This is a genomic window from Synechococcus sp. R5-15, from assembly GCF_047462035.1.
GTDB lineage: Bacteria > Cyanobacteriota > Cyanobacteriia > Thermostichales > Thermostichaceae > Thermostichus.
On record NZ_JANSIK010000063.1, the window covers coordinates 1 to 12,271 of the forward strand.

Here is a 12,271-nt window from a genome sequence, read left to right on the forward strand (position 1 = left end):
GGCGTCGGCTACGGTCGGCGCTATCCTTCCCCGCCCTGAAGGACGGGGCTTGCCGCGCCTTTTGGTCAATACAGCTGCGTCTTGACTCCGCTATGGTGGCGCTATGGTGAATAGAGGGGTGGGAGGATGGGTTGAGAGCGGCGATGGCAACAACAGACGTGACGGTGGTGGTGAAGATCGGCACCTCCAGCCTGACAGATACTCAGACCGGCTTGTTGCGTCTTTCGGTGTTGGGGCCGCTGGTGGAGGTGCTGACCCACCTGCGCAGGCAGGGGTATGCGGTGATCTTGGTCTCCTCTGGGGCGGTGGGGGTGGGCTGTGCTCGCCTTGGCTGGCGGCAACGACCGACGGCTATTGCCGAGAAGCAGGCGGTGGCTGCGGTGGGACAGGGGCGGTTGATCCGCCTTTACGATGACCTCTTCTCGGCTCTGAACCAGCCAATTGCCCAAGTGCTGCTCACCCGCGGCGATCTGGTGGAGCGCAGCCGCTACGTGAACGCCAATCGCACTTTTGCCCAACTGCTGCAGATGGGGGTTATTCCCATCGTCAATGAAAACGACACGGTGGCAGTGGAGGAGCTGAAATTCGGCGATAACGACTCGCTTTCGGCGTTAGTGGCCAGCATGGTGCAGGCCAAGTGGCTTATCCTGCTCACCGATGTGGACAAGCTCTATTCGGCTGACCCCAACCGAGATCCCTCTGCCCAGCCCATTGAGCGGGTGTTGCCCGGGATCCCGCTACAGGTGAAGGCCGAAGCCCAGGGGAAAAGCGGCTGGGGCACCGGCGGCATGGCCACCAAACTGACCGCTGCTCAAATTGCTACAGCCGCAGGGGTAACGGTGGTGATCACCAATGGCAAACGGCCTGAGCAGATCCCGGCAATTCTGGCCGGCGAGGCCATCGGCACCCGCTTTGATCCGGCTCCTCAGCCCGCCAGCGCCCGCAAGCGATGGATTGCCTACGGCCTCATCCCCGAGGGATCTTTGACTTTGGATGAGGGGGCGGTACGAGCGGTGTGCGAGCAAGGGCGCTCGCTGTTGCCGGCAGGGATCACAGCCATTTCTGGGGAGTTTGAGGCGGGGGCTGCAGTGCGCCTGTGCGATCCCAGCGGCCAGGAGGTGGCGCGGGGCCTGGTGAACTACAGCGCCGAGGAGCTGCGGCAGATTAAGGGCAAAAAAACTGCCGAGATCCCTCACATCCTGGGCTACGAAGGGGTTGATACTGCCGTCCACCGGGATAACTTGGCCTTGCTCAATTGAGGCCATGGGGGCGAGTCCAGGCGCGGTGCTCTGCACCACTAGCACGAATGGCTACAACGGCGGGATCCCAACGCCTATTCTTCCAACTGCCAGGGATCCTGAGCCAGCACCTCATCGAAAACCCGCGGGGGGCGCACGGCCATCAGCACCTGGCCCAACAGGGGAGAGGAGGGCGAGTCTTCTATCCACTCCACCGCCAGGGATCCGGCCCGATCCACCAGGAAAAATCCCGCCATCTGAGCTCCCTCCCAAACCCGAGCGGCGCGATCGACCACCAGCAAAACCGGATCCTGTTCTTCACCGGCAGGCACCGGCAAACCCAACAGGGATCCCAAAAGCCGGTTTTCCACCTGAAGGATCACCGGATCCCCGGCCTTTTGAATCACCGGCCAAGCAGGCAAGGCCATCCAAGTCTGCTCCGCCGGGCTGTTGACCCAGCCAAAGGGCCCTTGCGGCTCGCTGGGGGGGATCCCTTCCCAGGCGGCAGTTGCAAGAGGCAGGGATCCGGCCACCGGCAGCAGGCGCGGCAGATCTTCTTCCAGGCGAAACACCGACAGCTTGGGCAAAACGCTACGTTGGGATCGGGAGCCAGCAGTAACTGCAGACAAAAGCTGCTCCACCTGTCGGCGGGCTGTATCACTGTGGACATACTGAAACGCTCGACCGATAGCGCGAGTTCGCTCCTGCAGATCGCGGGTTTGCTGGGCCGTCCGCCAGGCTTGATAGGCCACCGCATCGCCGGGGTGATCCGTAAACCCTTCCGGAAGCTGTTGGAGCTGGGCATAATTTTTCACGGCGCGGGCGATCTCATGAGCATCAGCGGCATTCAAATGGCGACTGAAGATGAATTCCGCCACCCGAACCCGATCCTGTGGGGAGAGAATGCGCAACTCGTAGAGGATATCGCTACCTTTGTGGGCAAAATGCTCCAGAACTGCTGGGCTGGCTCCTGCTTTGGCTATCCCTTCGTAAACTTGGGCCGCAACAAGGATCTGGTTTTGGTGAATGGGCTCAAACCCGGTTGCCTCGAAGATGGCCTGGGGAGTCATTTTCTGTCGTTGCAAAGCTTGACAGGCCTTGGCCCAATCCAGCCACCGGCCCTCTTTGCGGCGCAGCCGCTCTACCAACAAGCTGGGATCCTCCTCCACAGCAGCAGGTTCCGGCAGATACTGACTCATGCTTGTTCTCCAACAGGCTGGACAGATCACCACTCCCCTGGTCCACAGCCCAGCAGAGCTGGCCGGGCATCTGGCCAAACTTGATCTTCAAACTTGATCTTAGGGCTGATAGCGGTTCTGGCCGAGTCCGGTCGCGACAGCGGGACGGAGTCCTTGGCGAAACTCTAGATCGCTGGGTCGCACAGCATCACCTGGGAAGGCTGTCCACTTACCGGCAAGCAGTTCAGATCCAATTGCCAAAGCTGGAACTGGGGGGGCTTTTCTGCTTTGGGCACTTGCAGCCAAATCTTGCCCCTTTGGCCCACCTGCAACACCTGTGAGCCGTTAGGCACAGCTACTTGGGCCAAGGGATCCCCTTTTTCACTGTACAGCCAGAGGGAAGTGGATTGTTCCCCATCTCGACACAGCAGCAGCACGCCCCAAGGGGCCTTGGCCATCTGGACAGGTTGCCCTTTCAAGAACCAGCGGCGCACCCGCAGCGGATTCACCTGCACCGAGTGGAGATAGGGGCAGAAATCCTGCTGGCCTTCCTTGCCCCCATCTGTTGCCGCGAAGAGCAACCGTTCCCCCAGGCTGATCACCATCCCTTCGGGATCCAAGGGCAGGCGATGGCGAACGGGCTGGGATCCCGTCTGCAGAGGCAAACCAGTCGCGACAGCAGGACCGAGTCTTTGGGGATAGGGCAAGAGGCTCATCTCCACCCACTGCTGCCCCACACCTGTCAACAAAACCAGATGCTCCGAGAGGGCCAGCAAGCGGGACAGGGATCCCTGCCAAGGCCAACGAAAATAGCAGCGGGAATCGGGGAAAGGCTGTGTTCCTGTCGACGTGGCCGGCTGCCATTGTACGGCCCCCAACTCTTGGGCGGTGGCCCAGACCAGCTCCTGTCGCTCTGCCAGCCAGGTGGCCTGCCAATCCTCCTCAAAGCTGAGCAAGGTGCGGATGCGGCTGGGGCTGAGGTGCAAAAGGCTGCTTCGGGAGAAGGCCAGGGCTTCCGGGAAGGTGTTCAAGGGCAGCACCGCCCAAATTGGCTCGTCCAGGGAAAAACGGGCCAAAGCAGGGGATCCCAGGGCAAGGTTCTGGAGCTCCAGCCATTCCAGCCTCTGGGGGGTCACCCGCAACAGCAGCGGGGATCTGGAGCCGCTGGGATCCTCGCAGATGCAGAACTTTTGCTCGGCCAGGAACCCCATCCCGCCAGTGTCAACAGAGCCCAGATCCGGCAGATCCCAAACCTGTACCCCAGGGGGCGGCCATCTGGGCAGGCGAGGGCCAACCCAACAACTGGCCGGCTCTTGCCACTCTTGGGCAACCACCGCCAAAGCCGACCGCATTTGGGCAGCAGTGCGGAACCGCCGCAAGGGCAACTTGCGTAGGGCTATCTCCAGCACCTCCCGCAGCGGGGCAGGGATCCCTTCGGGACAGACAAACGGCTGGTTGAGGTGGGCGTGCATCAACTGGCCGGGGGATCCGGAAAAAGGCCGCCGGCCTGTCAACAGCTCCAGCAGGATGATCCCCACCGCGTAGAGATCGGAAGCGGGACTGAACTGGCCATAAAACCGCTCCGGGGCCATGTAGGCAGGGGATCCGGTGGCGCTGATCTCATCGGGAAGAGGCTGGGAGTGGCGGGCAATGCCAAAGTCTGTCAGCTTCAGTTGCCAGCCCTGGGGCGTGGGCTTGAGCAGGATGTTCTCGGGCTTGACATCGCAGTGGATCACCCCCTGCCGGTGGGCATGATCTAACCCGGCCAAAATCTGATCCACAAAGCCCAAAACCTGCTTGACCGGCAGCCACAGCCCTTGCTCCACCTGGTCGATCAGCTCCCGCAGCGTGCCTCCCTCGCAGTACTCCAACACCAGGTAGCGACCTTCGCGGGCATGTTCGAGGGCGTAGCAGCGGGTAATGTTGGGGTGGTTGAGGGTGAGCAGATGGCGCAGCTCCCGCAGCAGATTTTGGGTGGGAAAGCGTTCCGCCGGCAGCTCCTTCAGGGCCACCAGGTCTCCTCCTTGACGGGGACGGGCACAGAATACACGCCCGTACTGCCCTTGGCCGGCCAAACCCAACATTTGGTAGCTGTCGTGAATCGACTTGAGGGTACGGCTGCGTCGGGACACGGCCCTAGCCCACGAGGAATCAATACCGGCACTTTACATCTTTTTTTGCTCTTTTCGTTCCCGTCTTGGCTCAGGTTCCAGAACAACGAGCCCAGCAGCAGGTCTGCCGAACTCCCACCGGAAAGCCTAAGAGCCGGTCAACTGCTTGAGCAGCTCCGCTGCGTGGGTTTCCACCTTGACCTTGGTGATAACGGCCTCGATCTTCCCCTCCGGATCAATAACAAAAGTGGTGCGGTGAATGCCGTTGTACTCTTTGCCCATGAACTTTTTCGGCCCATAGACCCCGTAAGCCCTGGCCACCTTGGCCCCCTCATCCACCAACAGGGGGAAGGGCAGTTGCAGCTTCTGGGCAAATTTTTGGTGGGAACGGGCATCGTCGGCGCTCACCCCCAAGATGGCGATGCCGTGGGCTTGATAGTCAGCGTAGGCATCCCGAAAGCCGCAGGCTTCTTGGGTGCAGCCGGGGGTGTTGTCCCGCGGGTAAAAATAGAGCACCACCCGCTGTCCCCGCAACTGGCTCAAGCTGATGGGATTGCCCTCGGCATCGGGCAGGGTGAACTCCGGAGCCGGATCCCCAACGGCAAGGGGCATGGGTGGGATCCCTCCTCAGACCGATTTTTTGGGAGAGAGAATCATCGTGATGTTTCGCCCTTCCTTTTGGGGGGGCTGCTGCATTTCCGCCACTTCTTGTAAGTCTTTGAACAAGCGGTGCAGCAATTCTTCCCCCAACTCGGCGTGCTGGGCCTCACGACCGCGGAACATCACCGTGGCTTTCACCTTGTCTCCATCCCCCAAGAACTGTTGGGCGCTGCGCAGGCGCACGTTGTAGTCGTGCTCGCCGATGTTGTAGCGAAACTTCACTTCCTTGATCTCGGCAGTGTGTTGCTTCTTGCGGGCCTCCCGTTCTTTCTTCTCCTTCTCAAACTTGAACTTGCCGTAGTCCATGATGCGGCAGACGGGCGGGTCGGCCTTTTCGCTCACCAAGACCAAGTCCAGATCTTTTTCTTCTGCCAGGCGCAGGGCTTCGCGCGGGCTCATGATCCCCAACTGAGTGCCGTCGGTATCGATAAGGCGGATTTTGGGGAAGCGGATGCGCTCGTTGATAGCCGGCAGCTCTGCGCGCTGCTTGCGGGGGAAGCGGTCAGGTGGATGCTCTACGGTCAAGTTTTCCTCTCTCAACGAAATAACAACACAAGACAAATGCTAAGTAGGACTAGCCCCCTTCGGAGCAGTGCCGAACCCTGAGTTTGGACTCTCCAATCAAAGTCGGCCACTGGCCCGCAGGCGAAGGCAGGCTGCACCTATACTAACCGGCATTTTCCGTCTCTTTCTAGAGCCGTCAAGCGTTGTCAAGGCCCGCTCACTTGGGGATCCTGCCAGGCCGCGGTAGGATACCAAAGTGGCGATCTTGAACAGGATCGAGGGTTGTTTGTCGGCCAGCAGGGAGGGCAGAAGCGGTGCAGCTCGGTTTAACGGAACGGGAACTGACAGAGTTGGCCCAAAAGTCGGTTCAGCTCATCCTCAGCCCGCGGGAAGGGGATAGCGAAGCGCTGATCCAGTACAAGTCTTCGGCAGAATTTCGAGCGGGGGTGCATCTGGCCTGTGCGGCCATGGTGTTGGTCTTGGCAGAGAACAACGAGCGCCTCAGCCAGCAGTTGCAGGCTACTTTACAAAACTTATCTGCAGCCGTCGAGACACCCTCAGAGAAGGCTGCCGGAAGCTAGCCCAAGGATCCGCGAACGGGGGAGGAAAAGCCTTGGCTGAGGTGCGCAGCGAACGAGACTCAATGGGGGAGCGGCAACTACCCCAGTCGGTTTACTACGGCATCCAGACCGCCCGTGCCCTGGAGAACTTCCCCATCAGCGGCCTCAAGCCCCTGCCAGAGTATGTGGAGGCCTGCGTGCTGATTAAAAAGGCGGCGGCAGAGGTCAATGGGGAGTTGGGGTGCATTCCGGCAGAGGTGGCCAAGGCGATTGTGCAGGCGGCGGATGAGATCCTCCAGGGATCCCTGCGGGATCAGTTTGTGGTGGATGTGTACCAAGCAGGGGCGGGCACCTCCCACCACATGAACGTCAACGAAGTGCTGGCCAACCGCGCTCTGGAGATCCTGGGGGAACCCAAAGGCTGCTACCAGCGGGTCAGCCCCAACGACCATGTCAACTACGGCCAGTCCACCAACGATGTCATCCCCACCGCCATTCGTCTGGCTGCCCTGCTGCGGGTGCGACGGGATTTTCTGGGCACGCTGGACAATTTGGTAGCGGCGCTGGAGCAGAAGGCCCAAGAGTTTCGCGGCATCCTCAAGGCCGGTCGCACCCATTTGCAGGATGCGGTGCCAGTGCGGCTGGGGGATAGCTTCGGCGCCTACGCGGCCATCTTTGCCCAACACCGTCGCTGGATTGAGGAGGCCAGCCAGGCCCTGTGCAGCTTGGGGCTGGGGGGAAGCGCCGTCGGCACCGGCCTCAACACTCATCCCCAGTACCGGCAAAAGGTGGTGCAACGGCTGGCAGAGTATACCCAGTTGCCCCTCACCCCTGCTCCCCACCCCATGGCGGCGATGCAGAGCATGGCCCCCTTTGTGCATCTGTCGGGATCCCTGCGCAACCTGGCCCAAGATGGCATCAAGCTGGCCAACGACCTGCGGCTGATGGATTCTGGCCCCAAGACCGGCCTGAAGGAGATCCAACTGCCGCCGGTGCAGCCCGGCTCTTCCATCATGCCTGGCAAGTACAACCCGGTGATAGCCGAGATGTTGAACATGGTCTGTTTCCAGGTGATTGGGCTGGATACCGCCATCACCCTCGCAGCCCAAGCGGGGCAATTTGAGCTCAACGTGATGATGCCCCTGATTGCCTATGACCTCCTGCACAGCCTGCAGATTCTGAACAGCAGCCTGCGGGTCTTTGCCGAGCGCTGTATTCAAGGCATCACCCCCAAACCGGAGCGCTGCCGCGGCTACGCAGAAGGGACGCTGGCTTTGGTGACCGCCCTCAACCCCTACATCGGCTATTTGCAAGCTGCAGAAGTGGCCAAGGCTTCTTTGGAAACCGGCCAGTCCATTCGGCAGATTGTCTTAGAGCGCAACTTGATGACCCCGGAACAGGTGGCCAAGGTGCTGGATCTGGAGGCGATGAGCCAAATGCAGTCCTAACCCATTCGCTACAGTGGAGGCATACTGCTCCTGCCTGGCCATGACCATCGCCCCCTATCGCTGGCCCACCCAGCACGACTTGCCCGATACAGACGACACCCCCTTGGACAACGAGGATCAAGGCCGCCAATACCCCCTCCTCCGGGAACCGCTGCTGCTGCACTGGTCAGATCGGCAAGACTTTTTTGTGGCTTGCAATATGGGCCTTTACTACGCCCTACCCCGGCAGGTCATTGTTCCAGATTTGTTTCTGGTGCTGGGGGTTCCCCGTTGGCGGGATGGCACTGCCCGCAAAAGTTATGTGGTTTGGGATGAAGGGAATATCTTGCCTATTCTCATCTTGGAGATCATCTGCAACGACCAGGGGGAAGAAAAACCCGGACAAGCCAAATTCCAGCTCTACGAAAGGCGGCTGCGGATCCCCTACTACGTCACCTTCGAGCTAGAGACCGATGAGCTGAATGTTTATCAACTCCAGGGCGGACACTATGAGCTGCTCCCCGGCTCAGGCGCTGGAGAACATCCCCCAATTCTGTTGCCCGATTTGGACTTGAGTATCGGTCGGTGGTGGGGATCCTACGAGGGGCGAGAACGCTTTTGGGTGCGCTGGTATGATAGGGCAGGGCAATTGTTGCCTACGGGAGCTGAACTAGAACGGCAGCGGGCTGAATTGGAACGGCAACGGGCTGAATTGGAACGGCAGCGGGCAGAATTGGAACGCTCCCGAGCCGAACGACTGGCCCAGCGGCTACGGGAACTGGGAGAAGACCCTGAATTTTGATCAGCTTTTCCAGGGATCCCCAAAAAAGAAATCTCCACCTACCCCCTACACTGGAATCCTGGAATTCCAGGGGGACATGATGACCAGACAGCGACTCAGTTTGTGGACGAAGCTGGCCTATGGGGTGGGGGATCTGGGCACAGGCATGACGGCCAACATCCTCATCTTTTTCCTGCTGCCCTTTCTCACCAATACCGTTGGCATGGCAGCAGGCTTGGCCGGCAGCATCTACGCCATCACTCGCTTTTGGGATGCCATCAACGATCCCATCATCGGCATTCTCAGCGACCGCACCCGCACCCGTTGGGGCCGTCGCCGCCCCTGGCTGCTGTTTGCAGCCCTCCCCTTTGGCCTCACGTTCCTGGCCCAGTGGTGGATCCCTTTTCCCGGTCGGATTGGCCCCCTGTTTGCCTACTACCTGGCGGTGTCGCTCTTGTTCAATACCTTCTACTCTGCGGCCAATATTCCCTACGCCTCCCTGACCGCGGAGCTGACCCAGGATTACGACGAGCGCACCCAGCTCAACCAATTCCGCTTTGCCTTCTCTGTAGGGGGCAGCATGGTTGCGGTGGTTACCTTTCCGCTCTTGGTCAACCTGCTGCCGGATCGGGCTGCCGGCCATCTGCTGGCCGGAGCCTGTTTTGGAGTGATCTCGGCTGTGCCCTTGCTGATCTGTTTTTGGGGGGTGCGAGAACGGTATCCATCCCAACGGGATCCCATGCCCCTGGTTCAACAACTGCGGGTGGCCTTCAGCAACCGCCCCTACCTGTTTGTCAGCGGCATCTACCTGTGTTCTTGGCTAGCGTTTCAGTTCACAGCCACAATCATCCCTTATTTCATCGTCTTCTGGATGGGCCTGCCGGAGGTGTGGATTTCCTTGGTGGTACTGGCGGTACAGGGGATCGCAGTGCTGACGCTGTTCGGTTGGACCCAACTGAGCACCCATCTGGACAAGCGCACCATGTACCTCATTGGGGCGGGGTTTTGGCTGATCTCGCAGGCAGGCCTGTTTTTTCTCCAGCCCGGGCAGCAGGGGATCATGATTGGGCTGGCTCTGTTGGCCGGCATTGGGGTTTCTGCTACAGCCTATCTCGGCCCTTGGTCGATGTTGCCGGATGTGATCGACCTGGATGAGCTGCAAACCGGGGAGCGGCGGGAGGGGATCTTCTACGCTTTTATGGTCTTCTTACAAAAGGTGGGCCTGGCGCTGGGACTGTTTTTCGTAGGGCAAGCTCTGGATTGGGCCGGCTTTGTGCCTTCGGTGGCCGGAGAGGCCCTGCCCATCCAGCCGGAATCGGCTTTGTTGGCCATCCGCATTGCCATCGGCCCCTTACCGGCGGTGGCCCTGATCGGCGGGATCCTGCTGGTGTGGTTCTACCCAATCACCCGGCAGCGTCATCAGCAGATCCTGATGGAATTGGAGGAAAAGCGGCAAGAATCCCGCCTCAGCACGGAAAAATCTCCTTAGATCGCCGATTTTCGGCAAAATAGGCTACGGTTTCTAGCGGCAGAGCAACTGGCGCAATTGCGGGGGTTTTGATCTTCGGCCCAGGCTACTCCTCTCTCAGGGGCCTGCAGGATTACCTCATCAATGGCCTGAAAAAATGGCCTGAAAATCGATCACTCCTTCATCTCGCGCTGGGGGCCGAATGAAGAAAATGCCGAGACCATTGCCTGATCATCACCTTGGCCCGCAGCCTGGGAATGGACGTCACTGCCGAGGGGATCGAAACCCTACAGCGACTGCACCAATGAGGCTGTTGAACTGCGAGTATGGCCAGGGCTATTTCTTCGCCAAACCTCTCTAGGATGCAGAGCAAATGCTGCGGTTGCAACTGGACAAGAGGTGAAGGGATCCCTGCCCTCAGTCTAGGATGATGCGCAGGCCGCTACCCGAGGGAGTCGCCGGTTCAGGGTTGGGCACAATCCGCAGCCCACTGCCGGAGGGCCGGGTCACCGTGTTGTCGATGTTCACAAGGAAGGTGTTGGATTGGCCGTCCCGCTCATACACCACCACGTCGTTGCGGTTGAACTGGGAGCGACAGATGATGGGGGAGTTGTCGGCAGCAGTAGCCGCACTGCAGCGGTAGCCAGGGGCAGAGACGATCTTGCCTTCTTCATCGATGGAAAAAGGAACTGCAGAGGGCAAGATTGGAGAAAAGACCGGCTGGTCGGGATTGAGGATCACCGAGCCACCTGTGCTGGGTTCTACCACGATCCCCCGCCCGTCGATGACGATCCGCTGCGCTTGGGCGGGAGAGACGGCCAGCGGCCCCAAGAGCAAAGCCAGGCTTAGGCCGAGTTGGAGGGGAAACAACAGCTTCATTAGATATCTCCTTTGGCCCAGGGCCATAACAGCTTCCAGGGATCCGCCAACGATCCTTGCAGGGGATGGATCCCTGGCTCAACTTAACTTGATCTTGACTTGATCTTGGCCCAGATGTCGGGCCGAACCCAGGGCGGAAGCCGTCACCTCTGTTGCCAAGATGGGCACTTTGCCGTCGGCTCGACTACCACAGCCCCGAGCGGCCCAACGCCAGCCCGACCACCAACATGCCCAACACCAAAAAGGGCTGCGCGCTGGCTTGGTATTTCACATCGTTGTTCAAAGGATCCCGCAGCAGGTACATATCTTGGAAGGTTATTTGCGGGATGATCAGCAGCACCAAAAGGGCCGCGTAAAGTTTTAGGCCCGCCCCCAGCAAAAACGAGGCCATGCCGAACTGGAACAGGTCGATCATCAGCACCGAGATCCAAGCGGCCCCCATCGCCCCGAACATCACCGGCAAAGAGGCCAAGCCAAACTGCCTATCCCCCTCGATGCTTTTGAAATCGTTGACCACAGCAATCCCCAGCCCGGCCAAGCTGTAGATCAGCGTCAGGATGCAGACCGTCCAGTTCAGCTCGCCAAACAAGGCGTGACCTGTCCACCAGGGCAGGGCGATGTAGCTGGCGCCCAGGGCGTAGTTGCCCAGCCAGCCGTTGCGCTTGAGCTTCAGGGGCGGCGCCGAGTAGATGTAGGCAATCAGGGCTCCTGCCAGCGCAATGCAGGTGATCACCGGGAAGTCATGGCCGGTGTACCAGTCCAGAGCATAGGCCAAGCCCAACCCCAAGATCAGCAGCACCCAGATTTGGATAACCACCCGCTGCAGAGAGATGGCCCCCGAAGGGATCGGGCGGTAGGGCTCGTTGATGGCGTCGATCTCGCGGTCGTAGTATTCGTTCACCGTTTGGGTATAGCCCGTCATCAGGGGGCCCGCCAGAATCATGCCCACCAAAATGAGAGCCACATTCTCCCAAGTCCAGGTAAAGTGACCGGAAGATGCCGCCCCCGGAATCAGACCCCACACCAAAGGGATCCAGGTGACAGGCTTCATCAGTTGCAAGTGCAACTGCCAAATGGAGCGAGACTCCACCTCTGCCCCTTTCATGCCCAGCAGTTGGCGGACACGCTGCGCATTCGACCCGCCGGTGCCAGGGGATCCCTTGCCGGGATCCGAGTCTGGGGTGGTTTCTTCCGCAGTAGCTCCTACCTCCTCTAAACTGGGCTCTGCAGCAAAGGCCATCTCAGCCGCCACTTCCGGCAAGGAGGGATCTTGAGGGATCTTTTCGCTCATGGTGGGATGCGCAATCAAACTGCAATAACGGGGATAACCACCCCCATTCTGAGACATCCTAGCCGGATTGCTCAAACAAGAGGAAAGAGTCAGAAAGTTTAAAGTCAGCTAGAAATCGCAGGAGCCCCGCACTGTACCCGTAGGGTCAGTGTCGGGAGGAATGCGCTTTGATGA

The 12,271-nt window shown here is 59.9% G+C and carries 11 protein-coding genes; 5 read left to right on the plus strand and 6 right to left on the minus strand.

Annotation, left to right across the window (positions count from 1 at the left end; translation table 11 throughout):
* The first annotated feature begins 143 nt into the window (after positions 1–143).
* Positions 144–1,259, plus strand: coding sequence for a glutamate 5-kinase (gene proB / locus NW839_RS06140; protein WP_414352179.1), 1,116 nt, complete (start codon positions 144–146; stop codon positions 1,257–1,259).
* Positions 1,260–1,333: 74 nt separating this feature from the next.
* On the opposite strand, the gene raf1 is transcribed toward proB, so the two are convergent.
* The 4 genes from raf1 to infC all read right to left on the minus strand — a co-directional run bounded on the left by raf1 (position 1,334) and on the right by infC (position 5,712).
* Complete coding sequence (gene raf1, locus NW839_RS06145) at positions 1,334–2,437, minus strand: RuBisCO accumulation factor 1 (RefSeq protein WP_414352180.1); 1,104 nt, start codon at positions 2,435–2,437, stop codon at positions 1,334–1,336.
* A 164-nt stretch (positions 2,438–2,601) separates the two neighbouring features.
* Positions 2,602–4,548: a serine/threonine-protein kinase gene (locus NW839_RS06150; protein WP_414352181.1), complete on the minus strand. Its 1,947-nt coding sequence runs from the start codon at positions 4,546–4,548 to the stop codon at positions 2,602–2,604.
* Between the two features lie 126 nt (positions 4,549–4,674).
* Positions 4,675–5,139, minus strand: coding sequence for a thioredoxin-dependent thiol peroxidase (gene bcp / locus NW839_RS06155; protein WP_011432174.1), 465 nt, complete (start codon positions 5,137–5,139; stop codon positions 4,675–4,677).
* 15 nt (positions 5,140–5,154) lie between these two features.
* Positions 5,155–5,712: a translation initiation factor IF-3 gene (gene infC, locus NW839_RS06160; RefSeq protein WP_414352182.1), complete on the minus strand. Its 558-nt coding sequence runs from the start codon at positions 5,710–5,712 to the stop codon at positions 5,155–5,157.
* 293 nt (positions 5,713–6,005) lie between these two features.
* Between infC and NW839_RS06165 the strand changes: the two genes are divergently transcribed.
* The 4 genes from NW839_RS06165 (at position 6,006) to NW839_RS06180 (ending at position 9,948) form a co-directional block, all read left to right on the plus strand.
* Positions 6,006–6,272, plus strand: a complete 267-nt coding sequence (locus NW839_RS06165; RefSeq protein ID WP_414332053.1) for a hypothetical protein — start codon at positions 6,006–6,008, stop codon at positions 6,270–6,272.
* 41 nt (positions 6,273–6,313) lie between these two features.
* Positions 6,314–7,699: an aspartate ammonia-lyase gene (locus tag NW839_RS06170; RefSeq protein WP_414352184.1), complete on the plus strand. Its 1,386-nt coding sequence runs from the start codon at positions 6,314–6,316 to the stop codon at positions 7,697–7,699.
* A 40-nt stretch (positions 7,700–7,739) separates the two neighbouring features.
* A complete protein-coding gene (locus NW839_RS06175; RefSeq protein WP_011432178.1) occupies positions 7,740–8,480 on the plus strand; it encodes a Uma2 family endonuclease in 741 nt (246 codons plus the stop codon).
* Between the two features lie 79 nt (positions 8,481–8,559).
* Positions 8,560–9,948, plus strand: coding sequence for an MFS transporter (locus tag NW839_RS06180; RefSeq protein ID WP_414352185.1), 1,389 nt, complete (start codon positions 8,560–8,562; stop codon positions 9,946–9,948).
* A gap of 396 nt (positions 9,949–10,344) precedes the next feature.
* Here the strand turns inward: NW839_RS06180 and NW839_RS06185 are convergent, their stop codons facing one another.
* A complete protein-coding gene (locus NW839_RS06185; RefSeq protein WP_414343398.1) occupies positions 10,345–10,806 on the minus strand; it encodes a hypothetical protein in 462 nt (153 codons plus the stop codon).
* A gap of 184 nt (positions 10,807–10,990) precedes the next feature.
* Complete coding sequence (gene chlG / locus NW839_RS06190; protein WP_414352183.1) at positions 10,991–12,097, minus strand: chlorophyll synthase ChlG; 1,107 nt, start codon at positions 12,095–12,097, stop codon at positions 10,991–10,993.
* Between the last annotated feature and the right edge of the window lie 174 nt (positions 12,098–12,271).

Coding starts and splice junctions, on each gene's coding strand:
- proB (WP_414352179.1), top strand. CDS start 144: ATGGCAACAACAGACGTGACGGTGGTGGTGAAGATCGGCACCTCCAGC.
- raf1 (WP_414352180.1), bottom strand. CDS start 2,437: ATGAGTCAGTATCTGCCGGAACCTGCTGCTGTGGAGGAGGATCCCAGC.
- bcp (WP_011432174.1), bottom strand. CDS start 5,139: ATGCCCCTTGCCGTTGGGGATCCGGCTCCGGAGTTCACCCTGCCCGAT.
- NW839_RS06175 (WP_011432178.1), top strand. CDS start 7,740: ATGACCATCGCCCCCTATCGCTGGCCCACCCAGCACGACTTGCCCGAT.
- NW839_RS06180 (WP_414352185.1), top strand. CDS start 8,560: ATGACCAGACAGCGACTCAGTTTGTGGACGAAGCTGGCCTATGGGGTG.
- NW839_RS06185 (WP_414343398.1), bottom strand. CDS start 10,806: ATGAAGCTGTTGTTTCCCCTCCAACTCGGCCTAAGCCTGGCTTTGCTC.
- chlG (WP_414352183.1), bottom strand. CDS start 12,097: ATGAGCGAAAAGATCCCTCAAGATCCCTCCTTGCCGGAAGTGGCGGCT.